This is a genomic window from Vibrio sp. KMM 9700 (genome assembly GCF_058545285.1).
Genome location: NZ_CM178589.1, coordinates 623,469 through 646,101, shown reverse-complemented (window position 1 = coordinate 646,101; position 22,633 = coordinate 623,469). Strand labels below are relative to the sequence as shown.

The 22,633-nt window shown below is 40.6% G+C and carries 20 protein-coding genes; 8 read left to right on the top strand and 12 right to left on the bottom strand.

Annotated features, from left to right (window positions below):
- Nucleotides 1–134: 134 nt before the first annotated feature.
- The 5 genes from crr to cysZ form a co-directional block, all read right to left on the bottom strand.
- Entirely contained in the window at nt 135–644 is a 510-nt protein-coding gene (gene crr, locus AC2VOY_RS02870) for a PTS glucose transporter subunit IIA (RefSeq protein WP_491832136.1), read from the bottom strand.
- A gap of 50 nt (nt 645–694) precedes the next feature.
- A complete protein-coding gene (gene ptsI, locus AC2VOY_RS02865; protein WP_491832135.1) occupies nt 695–2,419 on the bottom strand; it encodes a phosphoenolpyruvate-protein phosphotransferase PtsI in 1,725 nt (574 codons plus the stop codon).
- 89 nt (nt 2,420–2,508) lie between these two features.
- The gene (locus AC2VOY_RS02860; protein ID WP_491832134.1) at nt 2,509–2,766 is read right to left on the bottom strand and encodes an HPr family phosphocarrier protein; all 258 of its coding nucleotides are present in this window, start codon (nt 2,764–2,766) and stop codon (nt 2,509–2,511) included.
- A gap of 250 nt (nt 2,767–3,016) precedes the next feature.
- Entirely contained in the window at nt 3,017–3,985 is a 969-nt protein-coding gene (gene cysK, locus AC2VOY_RS02855) for a cysteine synthase A (protein ID WP_491832133.1), read from the bottom strand.
- Nucleotides 3,986–4,186: 201 nt separating this feature from the next.
- The gene (gene cysZ / locus AC2VOY_RS02850; RefSeq protein WP_491832132.1) at nt 4,187–4,996 is read right to left on the bottom strand and encodes a sulfate transporter CysZ; all 810 of its coding nucleotides are present in this window, start codon (nt 4,994–4,996) and stop codon (nt 4,187–4,189) included.
- 348 nt (nt 4,997–5,344) lie between these two features.
- Here cysZ and zipA point away from each other — a divergent pair, with 348 nt between their 5' ends.
- Nucleotides 5,345–6,427 (top strand): cell division protein ZipA, encoded by a 1,083-nt coding sequence (gene zipA / locus AC2VOY_RS02845; protein WP_491832131.1) that lies wholly within the window; start codon nt 5,345–5,347, stop codon nt 6,425–6,427.
- Between the two features lie 93 nt (nt 6,428–6,520).
- The gene (gene ligA / locus AC2VOY_RS02840) at nt 6,521–8,533 is read left to right on the top strand and encodes an NAD-dependent DNA ligase LigA (RefSeq protein WP_491832130.1); all 2,013 of its coding nucleotides are present in this window, start codon (nt 6,521–6,523) and stop codon (nt 8,531–8,533) included.
- On the opposite strand, the gene AC2VOY_RS02835 is transcribed toward ligA, so the two are convergent.
- Both AC2VOY_RS02835 and AC2VOY_RS02830 read right to left on the bottom strand, forming a co-directional pair.
- A complete protein-coding gene (locus AC2VOY_RS02835) occupies nt 8,534–9,406 on the bottom strand; it encodes a tetratricopeptide repeat protein (protein WP_491832129.1) in 873 nt (290 codons plus the stop codon).
- A 227-nt stretch (nt 9,407–9,633) separates the two neighbouring features.
- Entirely contained in the window at nt 9,634–10,560 is a 927-nt protein-coding gene (locus AC2VOY_RS02830) for a TIGR01777 family oxidoreductase (protein ID WP_491832128.1), read from the bottom strand.
- A 74-nt stretch (nt 10,561–10,634) separates the two neighbouring features.
- Between AC2VOY_RS02830 and yfcE the strand changes: the two genes are divergently transcribed.
- Nucleotides 10,635–11,222, top strand: a complete 588-nt coding sequence (yfcE, locus tag AC2VOY_RS02825; RefSeq protein ID WP_491832127.1) for a phosphodiesterase — start codon at nt 10,635–10,637, stop codon at nt 11,220–11,222.
- Here yfcE and AC2VOY_RS02820 read toward each other — a convergent pair.
- Complete coding sequence (locus AC2VOY_RS02820) at nt 11,219–11,743, bottom strand: regulatory protein ToxS (protein ID WP_491832126.1); 525 nt, start codon at nt 11,741–11,743, stop codon at nt 11,219–11,221. The two genes, yfcE and AC2VOY_RS02820, sit on opposite strands and share 4 nt — an antisense overlap.
- Before the next feature lie 8 nt (nt 11,744–11,751).
- On the bottom strand, nt 11,752–12,627 hold the full coding sequence (locus AC2VOY_RS02815; protein ID WP_491832125.1) for a winged helix-turn-helix domain-containing protein: 876 nt from the start codon (nt 12,625–12,627) through the stop codon (nt 11,752–11,754).
- 266 nt (nt 12,628–12,893) lie between these two features.
- On the opposite strand from AC2VOY_RS02815, the gene htpG reads away from it, so the two are divergent.
- The 3 genes from htpG to hemH all read left to right on the top strand — a co-directional run bounded on the left by htpG (nt 12,894) and on the right by hemH (nt 16,882).
- On the top strand, nt 12,894–14,840 hold the full coding sequence (gene htpG / locus AC2VOY_RS02810; protein ID WP_491832124.1) for a molecular chaperone HtpG: 1,947 nt from the start codon (nt 12,894–12,896) through the stop codon (nt 14,838–14,840).
- Nucleotides 14,841–15,046: 206 nt separating this feature from the next.
- Nucleotides 15,047–15,691, top strand: a complete 645-nt coding sequence (gene adk, locus AC2VOY_RS02805) for an adenylate kinase (RefSeq protein WP_491832123.1) — start codon at nt 15,047–15,049, stop codon at nt 15,689–15,691.
- A 225-nt stretch (nt 15,692–15,916) separates the two neighbouring features.
- Nucleotides 15,917–16,882, top strand: a complete 966-nt coding sequence (gene hemH / locus AC2VOY_RS02800) for a ferrochelatase (protein WP_491832122.1) — start codon at nt 15,917–15,919, stop codon at nt 16,880–16,882.
- 95 nt (nt 16,883–16,977) lie between these two features.
- Here hemH and AC2VOY_RS02795 read toward each other — a convergent pair whose 3' ends face one another.
- A complete protein-coding gene (locus AC2VOY_RS02795) occupies nt 16,978–18,516 on the bottom strand; it encodes a peptide MFS transporter (protein ID WP_491832121.1) in 1,539 nt (512 codons plus the stop codon).
- A 468-nt stretch (nt 18,517–18,984) separates the two neighbouring features.
- Between AC2VOY_RS02795 and rfaH the strand changes: the two genes are divergently transcribed.
- On the top strand, nt 18,985–19,482 hold the full coding sequence (gene rfaH / locus AC2VOY_RS02790) for a transcription/translation regulatory transformer protein RfaH (protein WP_491832120.1): 498 nt from the start codon (nt 18,985–18,987) through the stop codon (nt 19,480–19,482).
- Between the two features lie 57 nt (nt 19,483–19,539).
- Here rfaH and AC2VOY_RS02785 read toward each other — a convergent pair whose 3' ends face one another.
- Nucleotides 19,540–21,045 (bottom strand): coniferyl aldehyde dehydrogenase, encoded by a 1,506-nt coding sequence (locus tag AC2VOY_RS02785; protein WP_491832119.1) that lies wholly within the window; start codon nt 21,043–21,045, stop codon nt 19,540–19,542.
- 215 nt (nt 21,046–21,260) lie between these two features.
- On the opposite strand from AC2VOY_RS02785, the gene AC2VOY_RS02780 reads away from it, so the two are divergent.
- Nucleotides 21,261–21,947, top strand: a complete 687-nt coding sequence (locus tag AC2VOY_RS02780; protein ID WP_491832118.1) for an HAD family hydrolase — start codon at nt 21,261–21,263, stop codon at nt 21,945–21,947.
- Nucleotides 21,948–22,011: 64 nt separating this feature from the next.
- Here AC2VOY_RS02780 and AC2VOY_RS02775 read toward each other — a convergent pair whose 3' ends face one another.
- Complete coding sequence (locus AC2VOY_RS02775; protein WP_491832117.1) at nt 22,012–22,464, bottom strand: DUF417 family protein; 453 nt, start codon at nt 22,462–22,464, stop codon at nt 22,012–22,014.
- Between the last annotated feature and the right edge of the window lie 169 nt (nt 22,465–22,633).

Below are 22,633 nucleotides of genomic sequence, written 5' to 3'. Positions count from 1 at the left end.
GATTGCATTGCCTTTTTTATTCGCTGTTATTTTAGAGAATAAAAACAGCAGGCAATAAAAAAGCAAGGAACATTAGATGCCCTTGCTTTTTTTGTATCTGAATGATTGTTTTACTTTAGATTAAAGTAATTCAATTATTTAGTGATACGTAAAACCGGAGTTTCACCAACAGTTACATTACCAGAAAGCTTGCTCAGCTCTTTGATTTCGTCCATGTTAGAGATAACAACAGGAGTAAGAGTCGATTTTGCTTTCTCTTGTAGGAATTCTAGATCAAACTCGATGATAGTGTCACCAGCTTGAACAGTTTGACCTTCTTCAGCGATACGCGTAAAGCCTTCACCTTTAAGTTCAACAGTGTCGATACCAAAGTGAACAAATAGCTCGATGCCATCGTCAGACTCAATAGAGAATGCATGGTTAGTTTCAAAGATTTTGCCGATTGTACCGTTTACAGGTGCAACCATTTTATTACCGTTTGGTTTGATAGCAACGCCATCACCAACGATTTTCTCAGCAAAAACCACATCTGGCACATCTTCAATGTTTACGATTTCACCAGACAGTGGAGCGATAATTTCAATTGCACTTGTATCAGCGCTATCATCAGAAACTAGTTTTTTAATTTTGTCAAAAAGACCCATGTTGTGCTCCTAAGCATTCATTTTCGTTTTTGGATTAAGCGATTATATTCTTAATTAGCATTTTGTGCGATAAATTTATCTACACAAGCTTCAATTTCTGCGGCAGTCGGCAGAGAAAGTGCTTCTTCAGCCATCTCTTTTACTGCTGCAAAACTTGCGCTGCGGATAATTTTCTTCACGCGAGGGATAGAAATACCACTCATACTAAACTCATCAAGACCCATACCTAGTAGAAGTAGCGTTGCACGTTCATCACCTGCAAGTTCGCCACACATACCAGTCCATTTGCCTTCTTTGTGCGAAGCATCAATAACTTGCTTAATCACAGTTAGAACAGCTGGAGAAAGTGGGTTGTATAGATGAGAGATTAACTCATTACCACGGTCTACTGCAAGTGTGTATTGAGTTAAGTCGTTGGTACCAATACTAAAGAATGACACTTCTTTTGCAAGGTGATGAGCAATTGCAGCAGCAGCTGGCGTTTCAACCATCACACCGATTTCGATGCTTTCGTCAAACGCAAGACCTTCTGTGCGTAGCTCTTCTTTATACTGCTCAATCGCAGCTTTAAGCTCACGGATCTCTTCAACAGAGATAATCATAGGGAACATGATGCGAAGCTTACCATGTGCAGATGCACGTAGGATACCACGTAGCTGATCACGTAAAATTTCACGACGATCAAGGCTAATACGAACTGCACGCCAGCCAAGGAATGGGTTCATTTCTTCTGGTAAATCCATGTATGGTAGGTCTTTGTCACCGCCGATATCCATAGTACGGATAATCACAGCTTGACCATTCATTGCTTCTGCTACTTCTTTATAAGCTTGGTATTGCTCTTCTTCAGTAGGTAGGGCATCACGATCCATAAATAGGAATTCAGTACGGTATAGACCAACACCTTCACCGCCATTGCGGATGATGCCGTCACAGTCTTTCACTGTACCAATGTTACCAACCACTTCAACGTGATGGTCATCAGTTGTCACTGCAGGTAGGTCTTTTAATTTTGCAAGCTCTTCTTTTTCTGCGATGAAGTTATCACGGATAGCTTTTGCTTCATCAAGCTCGGCTTGGCTTGGGTTTACAATGATCTTGTTGTTAATTGCATCAAGAATCAATGTATCACCAGATTTAACTTGTTTGGTGATGTCGTTTGTACCCACGATAGCAGGCAGCTCTAATGAACGCGCCATGATAGAAGTGTGTGACGTACGACCACCTATATCACATGCAAAACCTAGCACATAATCAAGGTTGATTTGCGCTGTTTCTGAAGGCGTTAAGTCGTTTGCAACTAAAATAACTTCTTCATTGATAGTGCTGAGTGAAATGATGTTTAGACCTAAAGCATTTTTCACAAAACGGCTACCGATATCACGGATATCAGTAGCACGCTCTTTAAGGTATTCATCATCTAATGACTCAAGTGCTGTTGCTTGTTCTTCAATCACAGTGTGGATTGCAAGATCAGCAGACATTTTGTCATTTTTAATTAGGGCTAAAATTTCTTCTTCTAGCTCTTCGTCTTCAAGCAACATGATGTGGCCTTCAAAGATAGCTTCTTTTTCTTCGCCAAATGTTTCAAGTGCTTTTTGTTTGATGCTTTCAAGCTGAGCAGAAGCTTTATCGCGTGATTCAAAGAAGCGTTTTACTTCGTTTTCAACTTGGTCGTCTGCAACAGGTGTGGTGTTGAGGACAATTTCATCTTCTTGAAGTAGTAGTGCTTTACCAAAAGCAATACCAGGAGATGCTAGAATTCCAGAAATCATAGCCTTACCTTAATTTGTTTCAATTTAAAAAATGTAGGTTACACAATCTTTTTAGATTAATAATCGTTGTTATGATCAAAAAATCTGGATTAGTGTAGTTCGTCCATTAGTGCAACTAGGTGATCAACCGCTTCTTGCGCTTGAGCGCCTTCAGCAGAAATTGTTACAACAGTGCCTTTTACAAGACCTAGAGTTTGCAGTTTGAAAAGGCTTTTCGCGCTAGCGCTTTTGCCGTTAGAAGTTACAGTGATGTCTGCATCAAATGCTTTTGCTTCTTTAACAAATTGTGCTGCTGGACGAGTGTGTAGGCCGTTTTCTGCAGTGATTTCTACTTGTTTTTCGTACATGTTGGATTACCCCAATTTTTTTAAATTTAATCCCTGCCTCCTTATACTTTCGAGGAAAGTAAGGTGACACAGTTCTCATTATAAGTAATGCTTATTTTTTAAGCAAAATAAGACAGTTGTTTTATTTTTGACCGGTTTATTATTTTATAGACGAAAATAAAACACATGAATATTACCAAAGGCTGAGCGCGAATCAACAAAAAAGCCCCAATTAGGAGCTTTTTTCTTATAAAAATTGATTTAAACCAGTTTATTGCTGGTTTTCTTTCTCTGTGAAAATGCCAGAAAAGAGCGCTGTGCTGAGGTAACGTTCACCCGAACTTGGTAGGATAGCTACGATTTTTTTATCTTTAAATTCAGGTAGTTCCGAGATTTTGTTAGCAGCTACGATTGCAGCGCCAGAAGAGATACCAGCTAAGATTCCTTCCTCTTCCATTAGGCGACGTGCCATTTCAATTGCTTCATCTGAAGTGACGCTTACAACCTTATCCAAAAGAGTTAAATCTAGGTTTCCAGGGATAAAACCTGCACCAATACCTTGGATTTTGTGTGGCGCAGGTTGAATTTCTTCGCCTGCAAGGGCTTGTGCGATCACTGGTGATTCAGCCGGTTCAACGGCAACACTGGTGATTGCTTTGCCTTTCGTATTCTTCAGATAACGTGAGACACCTGTGATGGTTCCACCTGTGCCGACACCGGCAACAAATACGTCGATATCACCATCAGTTGCTTCCCAAATTTCAGGGCCAGTGGTTTGTTCGTGAATTTCAGGGTTAGCTGGGTTATCAAATTGCTGTAGCAGTAGGTATTTTTCAGGATTGCTAGCAACGATTTCTTCGGCTTTAGCAATCGCGCCTTTCATTCCTTTTGCTGCTTCTGTTAGCTCAAGGTTTGCACCGAGTGCTTTAAGTAGTTTACGACGCTCAAGACTCATTGACTCTGGCATAGTGAGCGTAAGTTTGTAACCACGAGCCGCAGCAACATAAGCAAGTGCGATACCTGTATTACCACTTGTAGGCTCTACTAATTCAACGCCAGGTTTTAATTTGCCTGATTTCTCTGCATCCCAAATCATATTTGCGCCAATACGACATTTAACGCTAAAGCTTGGGTTACGGGCTTCAATTTTTGCTAAAACATTACCGTTTGAGACACGGTTTAAGCGAACAAGTGGTGTATTGCCAATTGTTTGTGAGTTGTCTTCATAAATTTTGCTCATGGGAATTCCTTTTAAGTTATCGTATGCCTTGCATATGAGTCGTCTAGCAGATTTAAATTATTACCTAGGATACGAATAAGGCAAAGCATAAGAAAGAAACTATTTGTTATAAGTTATATGTTTGTGATGTGTGATACTTAGAGGGACTAAAAAGGGGAGGAGTTTCTCCCCAAGGATATGAATTTTAAGTGTTTCAGCTTATTACGAGTCAGACGTATGCTCTTCGATTCGAGCGTGTTGTGGGTGTTTGATTTTATATTTTTCGACCCACATCGCAGTCGCGCCACATACCGCCACTGGCATCACAATTAAGTTAAGCAGTGGGATCATAGTGCATATTGCAACTAAGCTGCCAAAACTATAGGCAGTAAACTTATCTTGACGAAGATCGCTCTTCATGTCCTCAAAGCTTATTTTATGGTTATCAAAAGGATAGTCGCAGTATTGAATCGCCATCATCCAAGCGCTAAACAAAAACCACAGAATCGGGCCAAGGGTTTGACCAATTAAAGGGATGAAGAGCAGAATGAAAAGCCCAATCGCCTTTGGAATATAATATTTTAATTTGGTCCATTCGCGCGCCAATATACGCGGCACATCTTTTAGCATTGAAAAGAGTGAATCATCATTTGGACTATGCCCTGTAAGGCGGATCTCTAACTTTTCAGCCAATAAGCCATTAAATGGCGCCGCTAAAATATTAGAGATAGTACTAAAAAAGTAACTAAATAACGCCACTAAGGTCAGCACCAGTAAAGGTTCGATCACGACGCCAATCCAGCTTAAATAATCTGGCAAAGAAAGGATCCATTTATTTATCCAATCTTCAAAGTTTATGTATAGGTAATATAAGCCACCACCAAATAACAGAATGTTAAGGAGCATAGGGATAAATACGAAACGTCGGATCCCAGGCGAAAAACACAGCTTTAAACCATAGAAAAAATAAGCAAAGCCGCTTCGGTTGATAGCTTGGGTTGAAGTTTGAGGATTAAAATTAGAGGAGGACATTCATATTCCTTTTTCTTAAATACTTTTTGGTGTCATCAATAGCGGTTTATCTTACATTATTTTTAATCCGATACAGTAGTAAGTTGTAACAATTTTGCTGCTTAGCTTAGCGCAAAAAGATACTTTTTCACCACTTGGAGTACGGATTCGCTAGTAATTTGTCAAAGTTTCAGTTATTACTTGAAAATAAGGCTTTAATCTTATATCTAAGTGACTTGGGTATATACTTTATTTTTGGTAAAGTAGACGTATGGTTAGGTATGCTTTACATAGATGTCAAAGACTACCTTTGAATAATGGAACATAATGCGTGAGCGTTATAGCTAAACACACAGATTGAGAGTGATCATGCAGGATTTGCAAAATGTACTTGTGTTAGTCGGCGGTTTGGTAGTTTTTTTTATTATCATTCATGGCTTGTGGCAAAGTAAAAAAGAAAAAAATTCAAAATTTGCTCAAGTAAGAGAGAAAGAAAAGACAGCCGCAATCAATAAAAAGCGTCCATCCCAGACTGAGTTTGGAAATGGCGAAGCAGTTAGCGCAGCAAAAACAGTGAAGCCGAATACGCCAAAAGTGCGTAAAGAGCCTGGTTTTTCTGCGATTAGTATTGATGATGATGTCATGGATGATGACGATCCTCTATTCCAAGCACCGTCAGCGGCGACTCATCGTAAGCCATCTACACCTGTTTCTGCGCCTGCAGCATCGCCTGAGCCACAAGCTGAAGTCGCCACTGTTCCAGAAGTTGATGCAGACGTTCAGGTTCAAAAAGTGCAACCAGAGCAGACTCAAGAAGCTTTATTACAAGAAGCGGTTGAAGCTGAACTTGCAGCGAAAGCGAGCGAAGAACCGGCTGTTGATGCTAGCGAGCAATTCGTTGAGCCTGTAATCGAGGCGATGCCAGAACCAGAGCCCGTCGCACCAGTTATTGAAAAGCCTGTTCTGCAAGAAGTCGAAAAACCTCAACCAGAGAATATCGTGCTTAATGTTGTGCATTGCCAAGATGATTTCTTTGGTGGCGCAGAGCTATTTGATTGCTTAGAGCGTCATGGTCTGCATTATAACCGTGGTTATTACCTGCGTCATATGGATAGCTCTGGCAGTGGTGATGTGATCTTTGTTGTCGGCAATACCTTACAGCCAGGTATTTTTGATCGCGACAATCCAAGCGATTTCGCAACCAAAGGTATTTATCTATTGATGCAACTACCAAGTGTTGGTGATGCGAGACAAAACTTTAAGATTATGCTCAGCACTGCGCAGCAAATTGCGGATGACTTAGGCGCACTATTGCAAGACGAAAAACGTAATATGATGACGCCAAACCGTTTAGATGCTTACTTTGAGCAAATTAAAGTCTTCACGAAACGACAAAAAGCCTATCAAGAATATTTAGTTGAGCTTGAGAAGCAAGAGCAAGATCAAGCATAAAAGATGATTGGATTATCCCAATAACCTTATATATCAAGGAAAGGGCTCCTATGTTTAGATGTAGGAGCCTTTTTATATTCAAGAGAAGAAACCATGAGCAAAGATATTGAAAATAAAATCAATCAGTTAAGTGAAACCTTACACCATTATGGGGTGCGTTATTATGTCTATGATGACCCAGTTGTGCCCGATGCTGAATATGATCGCTTAATGCGAGAATTGATTGAGCTTGAAACTCAATATCCTGAGTATGTGTTAGATAACTCGCCAAGTAAGCGTGTCGGTGGCATGCCGCTCGACAGCTTTACCCAAGTGCAACATGAAATTCCTATGTTATCTCTTGATAACGCTTTTGATGATGCAGAGTTAGATGGCTTTGCGCAGCGTTTAAATTCACGTGCTAATCAAGACATTGGTGATTTTTGCTGTGAGCCTAAACTCGATGGTTTAGCGGTGAGTTTACTCTATGAAAATGGGGTTCTTGTCCAAGCTGCGACGCGCGGCGATGGCGCAACGGGTGAAAACATCACTGAAAATGTGCGCACCATTAAATCGATTCCATTAAAGCTTCAAGGCAGTGACTTTCCTACACGTTTAGAAGTGCGTGGGGAAGTCTTTATGCTTCTTGACGGTTTTGAAAAATATAACCAAGCGGCGCTTAAAAATGGCACTAAGCCGTTTGCGAATCCAAGAAATGCAGCGGCTGGTAGTTTACGCCAACTGGACTCAAAAGTGACGGCGACGCGCCCATTAAGTTTTTATGCGTATAGCGTTGGCGTGGTGGAAGGCGGTGAACTGCCAAGCAGTCATTATGAGCGTTTTCTTAAATTAAAATCTTTCGGTTTACCGATGTGCCCAGAAACTAAGCGCGTGGCAAATATCAAAGAAGTGAAAGCTTATTATCAAGATATTTTAGAGCGTCGTGATAGCCTTGCTTATGAGATTGATGGGGTCGTCATCAAAGTCGATAGCATTGCGTTGCAAGAGTCACTTGGTTTTGTCTCACGTGCACCGCGTTGGGCTATTGCGTATAAATTCCCCGCCCAAGAGCAAATGACAGTGCTCAAAGATGTGGAGTTTCAGGTTGGACGAACAGGGGCGATCACCCCAGTGGCCAAGCTTGATCCTGTATATGTTGGCGGCGTAACCGTCAGTAATGCAACCTTGCATAATGCAGATGAGATTGAACGTTTAGATATTCGTATTGGCGATACTGTGATTATCCGCCGCGCAGGGGATGTGATCCCTAAAGTTGTGGCAGTCGTCGCAGAGAAACGCCCACAAGATGCCAAAGCCGTTGAGTATCCAACCCAGTGCCCTGTGTGTCACTCTGATGTCGAGCGTATCGAAGGCGAAGCGGCAACACGCTGCTCTGGTGGGTTAGTCTGTAGCGCGCAGCGCACTGAAGCTTTAAAACACTTTGTTTCGCGTAAAGCGATGGATGTCGATGGCATGGGTGAGAAGGTGATTGAACAGCTTGTCAGCCGTGAGTTAGTCCAGACCCCTGCGGATCTGTATAAACTCAGTGCCGGCGTGTTAACTATGCTGGAGCGTATGGGGCCTAAATCTGCGCAAAAGCTAATTAACGCTTTGCAAGCCTCTAAACAAACAACACTAGCACGCTTCATTTATGCATTAGGAATAAGAGAAGTAGGCGAAGCAACAGCCAATAACTTAGTGCTGCACTTTAAATCACTTGAAGCGATTCAAGCAGCAAATATTGAACAATTGATCGAAGTGCCTGATATTGGCAATGTCGTGGCTGAGCATATAACTGCTTTCTTTGCGCAAGCGCAAAACGTTGAGGTGATTAAAAGCTTAATTGAACAAGGGATCACTTGGGATGAGGTGAGTGAGCCTCAAGTGGCTGAAGATTCAGAAGTTGCAGGTTTAACTGTGGTGATCACAGGATCTTTTAGTCAGCTCAATCGTAATGAAGCCAAAGCACAGTTGCAAGCCCTTGGTGCAAAAGTGACAGGCAGTGTCTCGAAAAAGACGGATATCTTGTTTGCAGGTAGCGCAGCTGGCTCTAAACTCACTAAAGCCCAAGAGCTGGGGATTGAAATTAAAGATGAAGCTGCGCTGATTGAGATCTTAAACGTTTAATTAGTAAAGCATTGCATATAACTTACGGCGATATTGTTTAGCTACAGGGTGATTTTGCCCAAGCGCTGACAATATCGTCATCATCTCCGCTTTGACTTTCCCATCACCAGCATTCATATCTTTCAATAAAACCGCCATTAATAATGCCAACGCATCGTCATCACGGTTAGCTTGATGATAAGCGGTCGCTAATTCACAAATCGCTTCGAAGTCAGTTGGATTCCCTTGAACTTTATCTTCTAAATTTTGAATTTCAGGGCTATTTGCCGCTTGCTCATGCAGCTCAATTTTTGCCATCAAGCTTTGATAGTCAGAGTCTTTATATTGGGTCGGCAAGGCTTCGAGCATGGTTTTAGCTTGTTCAAATTGCGCGGTTTCAACCAAGCATTGTGCATGTAAAAGTTGAACTTCAGGCACTTGTAGGTATTGCTCTGGCAGCGCGCTAATAATAGCTAAGGCTTGAGTGAACTCTTGCGCTTGGATATGCGCTTGCGCCTGCTTTAATTGCATTTCTTCTTGGCTTGGCAGATGTTTCGCTAGCATTTGAGCAATATCTGTCATGGCTTGATTTGGATCGCTTAACTGTGGCCCCGCTAAGCCATCTAGGGCTTGTCCTTGGCTAAGCAATACAACAGTCGGTAAACTTTGAACGCCAAACTGCGAGGCAATTGTTTGCTCAATTTCACAGTTTAATAAGGCAAGTTGGAAGGCGCCCTGATATTGATTCGCAAGCTGCTTTAAAGGCTCAACAAGCGCGCTACTTTCTGGAATTTGCGGCGCCCATAAATGAACAAGAACAGGAGTTTGCTGTGAACTTTCAATGGTTTGACGAAAGTTTTGTTCGGATAATTCGTAGATAAATTCAGCTTGCATCTGAAATCCTTTTGATAATAAAAGTCATGTCTCTATTAGATGCGGCCTTCAGTATCAAAATTCAAGAAAAACTAATAAAAAGTAACAAGGTAATGGCAATACAGAGCCAATTCAATTGATTAAAAGTCATAACCACTCATTTAATGACAAAATAAAAACAAATTAATTATCCTTAATCTGAATGACGTTTTTATGACATTTGTGCAAGTAATCGTCAATAATTAACCTTATTTAACGAAATCATGATGATAACGCAATACTTGGCGCAAAGCAGGGGCAAGGTGTGGAAAGGTAAAATCAAAACCTGTTGCAGTTAAATGCGCGGGTTTGGCGTTAATGCTATCAAGTATTAAGCAACTTGATTCCCCCATAACAATTCTTAACATTGGACTAGGAACCGGCAAGATAGCGGGTTTATTGAGCGCTTTGGCAAATGTTTGGCTAAATTCTTGGTTGGTAACAGGGTGAGGCGAGCAAAAGTTAAAAATCCCTTGCACTTGCTCCATTTTAATCAGATGGCAAATCCCAAGTATCATGTCTTGAATATGAATCCACGGCATATATTGCTGACCATGACCAATTTTTCCGCCTAATCCCAATTTAAATGGCAGCCAAATCTTTTGCAGCATTCCACCGCCAGCACCTAAGACGATCCCTGTGCGTAAAATGCACACGCGGGTTTTACTCGCCGCGGCTAAAGCATGCTCTTCCCATTGCTTGCAGACTTGATGTGGAAAGCCTTGTGGCGAGTCTATCGCAAACGATTCATCGACAATAGTTTCCCCTTGGTCACCATAAAAACCAATCGCCGAGCCACTTATAAAAGTATGTGGAGGAGTGTCACTGTCTAGGATTAATTGGCTGATTTTTTGGGTGGTTTGCCAGCGGCTTTGGCAAATGCTTTGCTTACGCGCTTTGGTCCATGCTTTATCTGCAATCGGTTCTCCTGCAAGATTTATCACAACATCTATATGATTTAAATCATCTAATTCATCTAAAGATTGGATATAATTCATATTTAAAAAGCGAGCATGTTGGAGCGTCTGTTTAGCTTTTTTGATATCTCGGGTGAGCAGGGTTAATTGGTGTTCGGTAAGATGCTTGATCAAGTTTTTGCCGATAAAACCCGTGCCGCCAGTAATGAGAATATGCATGACCCCTCCAAATGTGAAAAATATCTTTTAAATATAGTACTTGGAGAAATAAAAAAACCAAGTGAGGAATACAAATGAGCAAACTTTTTTTTGCATCTGATTTACATGGTTGCCTTGATGCGACCACAAAAGTACTTGAACTATTTGCCCAAAGTGGTGCGGATCAGCTCATCTTGCTCGGTGATTTACTTAATCATGGCCCAAGAAATCCTGTCCCTAAAGGCTACGCGCCAGCTGATGTTGCAACAGCATTGAATCAATTTAAACATCAAATTATTGCAATACGAGGTAACTGTGATAGTGAAGTGGATCAAATGCTCTGCGAATTTCCAATGATGGCTGATTACGTTTGGCTCATGCTTGAACATAAAGGTGGATTAAAGCGTTTCTTTTTAACTCATGGGCATAAATATCAAGCCAATAAAGATAAACTTTCAGCTGGGGCGAGTCTTGCGCCGATTTTCACTGGGGATGTTTTATGTCATGGCCATACGCATATCCCACAAGCGAGTTGGGTGAATGGGATATTCGTATTCAACCCAGGTTCGACAACTATTGCCCGAGAAGATTATGCACCAAGCTATGGTGTTTATAAGGATGGGGTATTTGAAATCTGCGATCTCAATACCAAAGAGAGAATGTTTCGAGCAGAACTTGGTTAAGATGCAGGATCATTTGGAATCGAGTACAAGACAGTCGAAGATTGCCCTAAGCTTGTGATAATAATTGTATTTTTATTTACCACATCGACTCTTCGACTTTGCTGTGAGGTGCTGCGATAAATATCTTTAACCAATTGAATGACCTCTGGTGAGGCTGATTTATCTAAGTTTACCGTCACATCTTTAAACTCATTAGGCGTTAAAAGTAGATATGAATCACTGAGCTTCCAAGTCCCATTTTCTAAAATATGCAGCTGCACAGGTTGGTGGCCATGCTTATAAAAAAGCGTAAGATTCGAGCCTTTTAAGTAAGTATTTGTATTTAAAAACTTCCACGTTGAACGGATTTCAACACGTAGCAAGTGCTTCAAGCCTTCATTCCAAGCATCTACATCCGAAACCACATTGGATTGCCATTCACGCGATTTAAGCATGTGGTTAATCTTTGTGTCACTGGTTTGATATAAGAAACTTAGGCTGATGCTTAACACTAACGCAATAATAGGAAGTATTTTTTTCATTTAAATCTCTATGTGCAGCTTGGGTTGATTTTTGAATGCGGATCTTTGGTATAGATCACTTGAGTATGATTTAAATCAGCCTCTTTGGATTGAAAAATATAGTTGATTGCTACGGATTCATTTTGCCCGCCGCTGACTACAACATAACTTGGTTTTTGTTCAGGATGCTCCTCAACATATCGACCGACACAATTGTTAACTAAGGCAAGCCATGGCTCAAGCTCAATAGTACTTGCTGGGGTCGCAAACATAGGGATTTTTTGAGTCACACCTATTTTTGTAAAATGATTCGTTTTTGGCGCCGAGATATTAAAAATTAAAAAGGGCATCAAGAAAGCTAAAATCCACACCAATTTTGCCCACCAAGGTGTTGGTTTTGAAACTTGAACCAAATGAGCCGTTGGGAGGCCATTTTCTGTCACTATCGAGTGTGATTGACTTATTTCCTCAGCACTCACATGAGGATTTTGAGTCATATTTTCTGCCGCCAGAGGCGTAGAATAGGGGACGTTAGTCTCAAAAGGCGCTATAAATTGATAGCCACGTTTTGGCACTGTTTTGATGTAAACCGGTGAGCGTGTTGAGTCTTTGAGCTGTTTTCTCAATGTAGAAATGGATTGTGTCAGGCTAGAGTCATCCACTTGCACACCTTGATCTCGCCAGACAAGCTGATGCAAATCCTCGCGCGTCACGATGTCTGGAGATGATTCAATTAAAATCCGCAAAATTTGACTCTCGTTACTACCTAAGCGGGTTAAATTATGATTATCCGCCTGATCTAACAATGAGTGATTATGCGGATCAAAGATTATATTATTTGCAAGAATATATTTATTGCCTACACTTGCCATTAACATTCTCATCCTGCTGAATTTAGTCCACATTTTAAGATATTATGGACTTTAATTTGTTGAATAATTATTCTTATACGTGAGAAATTGGAAGTTTCACTAATTTTTTATTAGACCTTATGCAAGGTTTTAATGCAAAACATCTAAAAATGCTACATATGTCACGTTTTGATATGGGTTAGCATAATATGAATTTAGGAAAAAATCACTAAATTGATCCACTTCACCCTTGAATTTGGTTCACGCCTCCCCCATTGATTTAGAAAGTGTTTAGTCCAATCTAATTTAAGGGAGTTGCTATGAGCGATACTTCTCACGATACAATCAATCCAGAAACATCAAACAAAGAAACCCGTGGTTTTCAATCTGAAGTCAAACAATTGCTTCACTTGATGATCCACTCTTTATATTCAAATAAAGAAATCTTTTTACGTGAGTTGATCTCCAATGCATCTGATGCAGCTGATAAATTACGCTTCCAAGCATTATCAAACCCTGATATGTATCAAGGCGATGCTGATTTAGGTGTAAAACTTTCATTTAACCAAGATACCAACACGTTAACCATTAGCGATAATGGTATTGGTATGAGCCGTGATGAAGTGATCGAACATTTAGGTACGATTGCAAAATCAGGTACAGCTGACTTCTTCAAACAACTATCTGAAGATCAAAGCAAAGACTCGCAGCTTATCGGTCAATTTGGTGTTGGCTTCTATTCAGCATTTATCGTTGCAGATAGCGTTACCGTGCGTACGCGCCGCGCAGGCCTTGCCGCAGATGAAGCGGTGCAATGGACTTCTGCCGGTGAAGGTGATTACACCATCGAGACGATCAATAAAGAATCTCGCGGCACAGAAATCATCCTACACATGCGTGAAGAGGGCAAAGAGTTCTTATCTGAATACCGTCTGCGTGATGTGATTTCAAAATACTCAGATCATATCGGTATTCCTGTATCGATCTGGACTGAAAAAGATGTCGAAACCGGTGAAGAAAACGAAGATGGCACTAAGGTCACTAAAAAAGAAGCGCAGTGGGAGCAGATTAACAAAGCCCAAGCCTTGTGGACGCGTGCCAAATCTGAGATCACAGATGAAGAATATAACGAGTTCTATAAGCATGTTTCGCATGACTTTACGGACCCGCTGACTTGGAGTCACAACAAGGTCGAAGGTAAAAACGATTACACTAGCCTTTTATATATCCCAGCCAAAGCGCCTTGGGATATGATGAATCGTGACCATAAGTCAGGGCTTAAACTTTATGTTCAACGCGTCTTTATTATGGATGATGCAGAGCAGTTTATGCCATCTTACATGCGTTTCGTTCGCGGTTTAATTGATTCAAATGATTTACCGCTAAACGTTTCACGTGAAATTTTACAAGATAACAAGATCACGCAATCTTTACGTAATGCTTGTACCAAGCGTGTGTTAACTATGCTTGAAAAATTGGCTAAACGTGATGAAGAGAAATATCTAAGCTTCTGGAAAGAGTTTGGTTTGGTGCTAAAAGAAGGCCCAGCCGAAGATTTCTCAAACAAAGAGAAAATTGCTGGCTTAATGCGTTTTGCATCGACTCACGAAGACAAAGCAGAGCAAAGCATCTCGCTAGCATCTTATGTTGAGCGCATGAAAGAAGGCCAAGATAAGATTTATTATCTAACAGCGGATAGCTATCTTGCGGCGAAAAACAGCCCTCACCTTGAGCAGTTTAAAGCCAAAGGCATCGAAGTTATCTTAATGTATGATCGCATTGATGAATGGCTAATGAACTACTTGACTGAGTTTGATGGCAAGCAATTCCAGTCAATCACCAAAGCAGGTCTTGATTTATCTAAATTTGAAGATGAAGCTGAAAAAGAGCAGCAAAAAGAGAAAGAAGAAGAATTCAAGACTGTGGTTGAGCGCGTGAAAGGCTATTTAGGCGAGCGTGTTAAAGATGTACGCACAACATTCAAACTGGCAACAACCCCTGCAGTTGTGGTCACAGATGAATATGAAATGGGCACTCAAATGGCGAAACTGCTTGCTGCAGCAGGCCAAGAAGTTCCTGAAGTGAAATACATCTTTGAAATTAACCCAGAGCATGACCTAGTGAAACGTATGGCTGATGAAGCCGACGAAGAAGCTTTTGGTCGTTGGGTTGAAGTTTTGCTAGGCCAAGCAATGCTTGCAGAGCGCGGCAGCATGGAAGATCCAACACAATTTGTTGGTGCTATCAACCAATTGCTAACAAAATAAGCAGATCTTTGCTTTAAACTAACCTAAGCCCAGAGTTTGTGATAGACTTCTGGGCTTGTTTTATTAAGATTTCTATACTTTCATACTAAAAATTATGATTGTGAGTATAGGTTTTAAACAATATATATCCCAATTTATACCTAAGCTTTTCAAATTTTTAAATTGATGAGTTTAGATATAATTTAACTATTTTAAGAGGAAGCAACATGCGCATCATTCTTTTAGGTGCTCCGGGCGCTGGTAAAGGCACTCAAGCTCAATTCATCATGGACAAGTTCGGCATCCCACAAATCTCAACTGGTGATATGCTACGCGCTGCAATCAAAGCAGGCACAGAGCTTGGCAAACAAGCAAAAGCTGTGATTGATGCAGGTCAACTTGTATCAGATGATATTATCCTTGGCCTAATCAAAGAGCGTATTGCACAAGATGATTGTGAAAAAGGCTTTTTACTAGACGGTTTCCCACGCACAATTCCTCAAGCTGAAGGCTTAAAAGAAATGGGCGTTGCAGTTGATTATGTAATCGAATTTGACGTAGCTGACGAAGTGATCGTTGAGCGTATGGCTGGTCGTCGTGCGCACCTTGCATCAGGTCGTACTTACCATGTCACTTACAACCCACCTAAGGTTGAAGGCAAAGATGACGTCACAGGTGAAGACCTAGTGGTTCGTGATGATGACAAACCAGAAACAGTGCGTGCACGTCTTGGTGTTTACCATGAGCAAACAGCGCCACTTATCAGCTTCTACAACAAAGAAGCGCAAGCAGGCAAAACAACTTACCTAAAATTTGACGGCACCAAAGCTGTTGAAGAAGTAAGTGCAGACATCGAAAAAGCATTGTCATAATCAAAGATACTTAATAAATTGAATAAATAGGTAAAACCTAAGTTTTATAACGTTTTTCTTTTACCTCAATTTGTTATATTAGAGCTCAGCTTGGTTTATCTAAGTTGGGCTTTTTTTATACCCTGCATATTTGAAGCTGTAGCTGCGTTAACTTCGATGCTTCGCCCTAGTCACATAAGGAAGCGGGGATGGGGTTAAACAAATTTATAATCGAAAGGAAACTGAATGACACAAACCAAAAAACACGGCATCCTGCTCGTAAACTTAGGTACCGCCGATGCGCCGCAGCCACAAGCAATTAAACGTTTTTTAAGTGAATTCTTATCCGATAAACGTGTCGTTGATGCACCAAGTTGGTGGTGGCAACCTTTACTTAAAGGCATCATTTTGCCAATTCGTGCGCCCAAAGTTGCAAAAATTTATCAGTCGGTTTGGTTTGATGAAGGTTCACCGTTACTTGTCTATTCAAAAGCCCAAGTTAAGGCGCTGAGCGAACGCGTCAATATGCCTGTAGCCTTAGGCATGACATATGGTAACCCTAGCACGCTTAGCAGCGTTAACGAGCTTTTAGCCCAAGGTTGCACGGATTTAATTGTCTTGCCATTATTCCCACAAAATTCAGGGACTACCACAGGCGCTGCCAGTGATGCACTCAGCCGAGCTTTGATGCAAACGCGCGCTGTGCCAAGTTATCAGTTTATCCACCAATATTATGATCATCCATTGTACATCAAAGCGCTTGCGCAAAAAGTGCGTGACCATTGGCAAGCAAATGGGAAAGGGGATTATCTCGTCTGCTCATATCACGGGATCCCGCAACGTTATGCTGACTTAGGGGATGTCTATCCGCAGCAATGCGAAGCCACCACCGCGGCGTTGGCAAAAGCTTTAGATCTGGACGAATCACAAATTGGCATGGCATATCAATCACGCTTTGGCCGTGAAGAGTGGCTCAAACCTTATACCTCAACAAGGCTTAAAGAGCTTGCCCAATCAGGCGTAGCAAGTTTGGATGTTATCTCACCAGCTTTTTCTGTGGATTGTATTGAAACGCTTGAAGAAATTGCACAAGAATGTCGTGATGAGTTTTTAGAGGCGGGTGGCAAAGCATTTCAATATATCGAATGTTTAAATGCAGAGCCTTCGCATATAGATTTACTCGAAGATCTGATCCGCACTGCAATGAAATAGATCTGCAAAAAAGCGAGCGTGAACCCATAAAAAAACCGCACTCATCATCTAAAGGTGAGTGCGGTTAAATTTATGTAAGTCTTAAAGTGAAGCGATTAAGCGTTTGCTTCTTTTAACTTCAGCTCTTCATCGATCGCGTGATTACTATGTGCAGCATCTAGCTTACGCATCAAAGGAAGCACTGCTAGGGCAATCAAGGTACAAATTACAGCTGCAATACCTAGTTTGGTAAATAAGCTAGTGTAGACTTCAAGCGTTTGATGCGGATCAGTCATGCCTTCTGGGATACTTGCAAAGTTTGCCACTACACCACCAAGGTATTGAGAGATACCTGATGCAACATAGTATGCACCCATCATAAAGCCGCCCATGTGCGCAGGCACATAACGCGCAATCATCGCAAGACCAAGGCCACTTACTAATAGCTCACCAAGAGAATAAGCACCGTAACCTGCAATCATTACCCAAGAGGTTGTTAGGCCACGCTCATCAGCAAAGTTACCGGCAAAACCATAGATGAAGAAACCGATAGCAACCACTGCAAAACCAAGTGCAAATTTAGCTGCGATTGGTAAATCTTTACCATTTGCGCCAGCTTTTGTATACCAAGCTGCCAAGATAGGGCTAAGTAGCATGATCCAAATTGGGTTTAATGCTTGGAACTGAGCGGGTGACCAAGTCAGAATGTGCGCACCCATAATGGTGAAGTCTAAATCAACGTTACGTAGCGCAAAGAGAGCCAGAGATGTTGACATTTGTTGATAGAAGATGAAGAAGAAAACAGTTTGAACGATAAGGATCAATGCCGCAATCAGACCTGAACGCTCATGCTTTTCACTCTTACGAATCAAGTGATAGAAGATGCCAAGAACAACGATACCCGCAGCATAAACAAAGATACGCGCTAACCATTGATATTCAAGAATAAGTGCTGAAACACCAATCGCAACGACAGATCCTGCAAGTACCATCATTAGTTTTGATTTGTTAACAGGAAGTAGATCGGGTTCTGAGCCATATTTAGTCAGCGTTTTGCGCATTAGGTAGAAGTTAAATAGACCTAAAATAAGACCTAGGCAGCAAACTGCGAACGCTGCGTGCCAACCAAAACCATTTTGTGAGTGTGCATTCACATAGTCTTTGATCCAAGGCGTTAGTAGCATAGAGAAAGTAGAACCAACGTTTACTGCCATGTAATAGATGGTAAATGCGCTGTCTAGTTTAGAATCGTCACCTTCGTAGATTTTACGAACTAGGTTACCAGCATTTGGCTTAAACATACCGTTACCGACAACGATAACGCCAAGCGCAGCAAATAAGAACCAAGTGTTTTCAGTCGGAACTGTCATCAAGGCGTAGCCAAGTGAAAGGATACCCGCACCGATGAGCATGGTACGTTTAGTGCCGAGAACCTTGTCCCCGATCCAACCACCAATAGCAGGTGAAACATAAATTAACGCTGCACATGCACCCCAAACAAGGTTTGCACGTGAATCTTCAAATCCAAGACGCTGGATCATGAAGTAGATAATCAGCGCTTGCATGCCGTAATAGCCGAAACGCTCCCAAAGCTCAATCAAAGACACAGTCGCGAATGACTTAGTCTTTGAGACAGATTGTACTTGTGTTGTCATGTTTACATATCCAAGGTTTTTGCATAGGTACGTTTCTCTATGATTTTCCTTTCTCTTCCTTTAATGCATCATGCAACAGGTGAATCTATCTAAAAAAATGAATATTTACACTAAATATTGATTAATTGAGGTTCATTTCAACGAGAAGATCAGAGATGAAAAATACTAATGCTATTTATTATAGAATCTAATGCCTAGCTATTTATACATATTATTGGAATAAACTGCAATAGTTGATTTTTGTAGTTGTAAATTCTACTTTTTGGTAGGTGTTAATGCTTGGTTACATTTAGAAATAAATGCTTGTATTTAAAGGGATGCGAAGTATATCACAGTATGACAATTTTGAAACAATTTAACTTTTGAACATTATAAGCTGATTAAAACATCTTCAATCAAACCAATTAAACTTGATAAAAGTTTGCATTTAAGTATCGTGAGCAGCTAATGAGTTGAGAGGGAAAAGAAATGAAACACTGGTATTTGCTCTATTGTAAACGTGGCGGGCAAGCGAAAGCGAAAATGCACCTTGAAAACCAAGGTGTTGAATGTTTTTATCCACAAATTCAGGTTGAAAAAATTGTCCGTAATACTAAAAAGCTTGTCGATGAGCCTTTGTTTCCTTCGTATATTTTTGTAAGTTTTGACCCGCAAGAAGTGAGCTTTGTCAGCGTGCGTTCAACCCGTGGTATTTCCAACTTTATTGCTTTTGGGGCGCAACCTGCTGTGGTGCCTGAAACTGTAATCACTCATTTAAAAACTATTGATGCTGAGCAAGCGGAGCGCGTGCATTCTAGTGTGCCGCAAAAAGGTGATAAGGTGATGATTACACAAGGTCAGTTTAAAGATTTCGAAGCGATTTACCAAGAATCAGATGGTGAAAAACGCTCGATCTTATTAATTAATCTGATAAATAAGCCAGTTGAAGTGAGTTTAGAGAATAAAGAAATCAACTTTAAAGACTAAGTTGCACCTCTCTATCTAATATAGCGCAGCGCAGTTGTCAATTGCATTGCGCTATGACTAATCTTTCTTCTTCATCTTTAATATAATATTCAACATCTTATCAATTCTAGTGGTGTAAGGAGGCGCGAGCCACTTCATTGCAGAAAAACGCGATTGATGAAAGACAGGGCGTAGTTTTGAGAAGGTTAAGAAACCTTCATACCCATGATAATGTCCCATCCCACTAGCGCCTACGCCACCAAAAGGTAAATCATGTTGCGCCACATGAAAGAGTGCATCATTTATTGAAACCCCACCAGACATGACATGTTCTAAGTAATAATCGAGTAAATCCTGATCATAGCTAAATGGATAAAAAGCTAAAGGTCTGGGCTTGTCAGCAATATAATGTGTGACATCTTCAGGGTTTTGATATGTTTTCACCATCAGCAATGGGCCAAAGGTTTCGCGAGATTCAATCAGCATTTCTGTGGTGCTATCGCATATTAAATATAAAGGAAACTTACGTGTCTTCGGATCGGCTTCTTGCTTATTAAGCGCAACAATATGCGCCCCCTTAGATTGGGCATCCTCAAGGGTATATTGCAAACGTGCAAAAGATTTATCATCAATAATTGAGGTGTAATCTGGGCTATGGATATCTGGAACGTGTTTGTCTACCCATTCTTTGGCTAAATCAACAAAACTAGAAAGTTGTGATTGATGAACAAATACATAATCAACGCAAGTACAAATTTGCCCCGCATTAAACTGCTTAACAAATAATAAACGCTCAACAGCTTTTTTCATTGGATAGTCAGGTGCGATCACGGCAGGAGATTTGCCGCCTAACTCTAGAGTGACAGGGGTGAGGTTTTGCGCCGCCGCTGCCATGACTTTACGTCCAGTATCGCTTGATCCTGTGAACATTAAATGATCGAAAGGCAGCTTGGAGAATTCTATCCCTGTTTTACCGGTTTCTTTGAAAAAGGAGAGCTTTTCTTTCACAAAGTAATTCGGGCTAATTTTTATTAATAAATCAGCAAAATGTTGCGAGTTCTCAGAAAGTTTAACCATAGCGCGGTTGCCTGCAGCAAAAGCCGCAATAAGCCCTGAGAAGGTTAAATTAAGCGGGAAATTCCAAGGGATAATTAAACCTATCACACCTAAAGGTTGAGGAATGACCATATTCTTTGCACCTGGGTACATACTAAAATCAACATGACGCTTTTGAGTTTTTAGCCATCGTTTAAGCTGTTTACGTGTGCGTGAAATATCACTAATCACAGTTAAGACTTCTGCAATTAAAGTCTCATGGTATGAGCGATGACCATAATCTTTACTTATTGCTTCAATCAAGGCTTCCTGGTTTTCAATTAACATTCGTTTTAAATTATCTAAATGAAATTGACGAACCTTAAGTGGTTCAATGCCTTCACTTTTTGAGAATTTTTTTTGTCTTAATAACACAGCCTGTAAATCACAAGCAATCGCCGTGTTATCTTCGGACAAGTGATTGCTTTCTTGAACTTTAGGCGTGGTTATTTGTGCCTTTGTATTCATATTTTGAGTGCTGTGCATCATGCTAATTACTCACTATAAAAGAAGCCTAATGGTTAACTTAGAGCATAGCACAAGTTACTAAGTGGGTGACATTGCTAATAAAATTATCTTAATTTGAAACTGTCATAAAGCGGCTTATATGAACTTTGCGAACAAGACTTGCTTGAATGCTTGTCTTCGAATTGTCATTTTTATTCCTTATACTGCATCAGGAAAACTATGGAGCAGAAGATATAATGACATCAGCTATTTATGTATTTGATTTAGACGAGACCTTAGTAGCAGGCGATTGTGGAATGATATGGAATCGTTTCTTGGTTGAAAAGGGCATCGCTAAAGATGAGGATTTTATCGAGAAAGATAAAGCCCTAATGAAAATTTATGCCACCGGTGAGCTCGACATGCAGTCTTATCTAGATTTTGCAATGGCACCACTGGCGGATCTGCCTCTTGATACTATTGAGCAACTCGTAGATGAGTGTGTGGAACTGTATATTCAAGAAAAGATTTATCCAGAAGCTAAACAACTGATTGAAAGCCTTCAAGCAAATCAGATTCCTTGCGTGATCATTTCAGCTTCAGTGAGCTTTATCGTTAAAGCTGTAGCTAAGAAGCTGGGGATCAAAAATGCAATAGGCATTGATTTGGTGATTAAGGATAATAAATATACAAGCCAGATATATGGCACGCCAAGCTTTCAAGAAGGGAAGGTAAAACGCATTAAATCTTGGCTAAAAGCAAAAGACTTGCAATCAAGTAAACTTTATTTCTATACAGACTCAATTAATGATTTGCCATTATGCGAGTTTGCCGATCACGCACACTTAGTCAATCCATGCCCTAAGTTGCGAGAGTTTGGTAAAAAAAATAAGTGGCCAATATTTCAATGGAAATTAAGAAATAAGCATCAAGAGACGGCTTAATTATATTTGTGAATAAAAAAGGGCGCCTATATAATGAAGGCGCCTTATTGATGTAATGAATAAATTAATAACGGTATTTACTGCGCTCGATTAACATAATAGACGCAGCAAGATACATCACATCTTTTACCATAAAAAATTCTGTGATAGGAATGCCATCGGTGACTTTAAAAAGACCTGGTGTTGTGAATAAGAAGCTTAATGTGGTAACAAAAATAGCTACCCCAGCAAGACCCGCATAAAACCCAATTTTTGGATTAAATAATGCGACAATAAAGCCTAACCCGACAACTATCTCAGCGCTACCTATGAGGTTAGATACCATTTGTAGGCTCATTACATCATACATCCAGCCCATTAATGGGTGATTTTTTACAAGCCCTTCAATGACAGCGGCCTCTGTTGGGGTAAACTTAAACACACCAAGCCAAAGCAAGATTAATGCGGTGCCAAGGATTGCGAGTGTGTAGCCAATACGGCCTGTGTATGTTTTGTCCATATAAGTTGTTGCTTCCATCATCGCCTCCATTTCAGCGGGTTACTGATTTTTAAATAATGCTATTCATCTGCGCTAAAATAATTATTGTATGAAATGAGCATTTAAATAAAATTAATCTTGGTTAATTTATTCAAAATCGTGATGAAGTTAGCGAGATATAATAAAAATGAGATCTTATACAAAATCT

Coding starts and splice junctions, on each gene's coding strand:
- crr (WP_491832136.1), bottom strand. CDS start 644: ATGGGTCTTTTTGACAAAATTAAAAAACTAGTTTCTGATGATAGCGCT.
- ptsI (WP_491832135.1), bottom strand. CDS start 2,419: ATGATTTCTGGAATTCTAGCATCTCCTGGTATTGCTTTTGGTAAAGCA.
- AC2VOY_RS02860 (WP_491832134.1), bottom strand. CDS start 2,766: ATGTACGAAAAACAAGTAGAAATCACTGCAGAAAACGGCCTACACACT.
- cysK (WP_491832133.1), bottom strand. CDS start 3,985: ATGAGCAAAATTTATGAAGACAACTCACAAACAATTGGCAATACACCA.
- cysZ (WP_491832132.1), bottom strand. CDS start 4,996: ATGTCCTCCTCTAATTTTAATCCTCAAACTTCAACCCAAGCTATCAAC.
- zipA (WP_491832131.1), top strand. CDS start 5,345: ATGCAGGATTTGCAAAATGTACTTGTGTTAGTCGGCGGTTTGGTAGTT.
- ligA (WP_491832130.1), top strand. CDS start 6,521: ATGAGCAAAGATATTGAAAATAAAATCAATCAGTTAAGTGAAACCTTA.
- AC2VOY_RS02835 (WP_491832129.1), bottom strand. CDS start 9,406: ATGCAAGCTGAATTTATCTACGAATTATCCGAACAAAACTTTCGTCAA.
- AC2VOY_RS02830 (WP_491832128.1), bottom strand. CDS start 10,560: ATGCATATTCTCATTACTGGCGGCACGGGTTTTATCGGCAAAAACTTG.
- yfcE (WP_491832127.1), top strand. CDS start 10,635: ATGAGCAAACTTTTTTTTGCATCTGATTTACATGGTTGCCTTGATGCG.
- AC2VOY_RS02820 (WP_491832126.1), bottom strand. CDS start 11,743: ATGAAAAAAATACTTCCTATTATTGCGTTAGTGTTAAGCATCAGCCTA.
- AC2VOY_RS02815 (WP_491832125.1), bottom strand. CDS start 12,627: ATGTGGACTAAATTCAGCAGGATGAGAATGTTAATGGCAAGTGTAGGC.
- htpG (WP_491832124.1), top strand. CDS start 12,894: ATGAGCGATACTTCTCACGATACAATCAATCCAGAAACATCAAACAAA.
- adk (WP_491832123.1), top strand. CDS start 15,047: ATGCGCATCATTCTTTTAGGTGCTCCGGGCGCTGGTAAAGGCACTCAA.
- hemH (WP_491832122.1), top strand. CDS start 15,917: ATGACACAAACCAAAAAACACGGCATCCTGCTCGTAAACTTAGGTACC.
- AC2VOY_RS02795 (WP_491832121.1), bottom strand. CDS start 18,516: ATGACAACACAAGTACAATCTGTCTCAAAGACTAAGTCATTCGCGACT.
- rfaH (WP_491832120.1), top strand. CDS start 18,985: ATGAAACACTGGTATTTGCTCTATTGTAAACGTGGCGGGCAAGCGAAA.
- AC2VOY_RS02785 (WP_491832119.1), bottom strand. CDS start 21,045: ATGATGCACAGCACTCAAAATATGAATACAAAGGCACAAATAACCACG.
- AC2VOY_RS02780 (WP_491832118.1), top strand. CDS start 21,261: ATGACATCAGCTATTTATGTATTTGATTTAGACGAGACCTTAGTAGCA.
- AC2VOY_RS02775 (WP_491832117.1), bottom strand. CDS start 22,464: ATGGAAGCAACAACTTATATGGACAAAACATACACAGGCCGTATTGGC.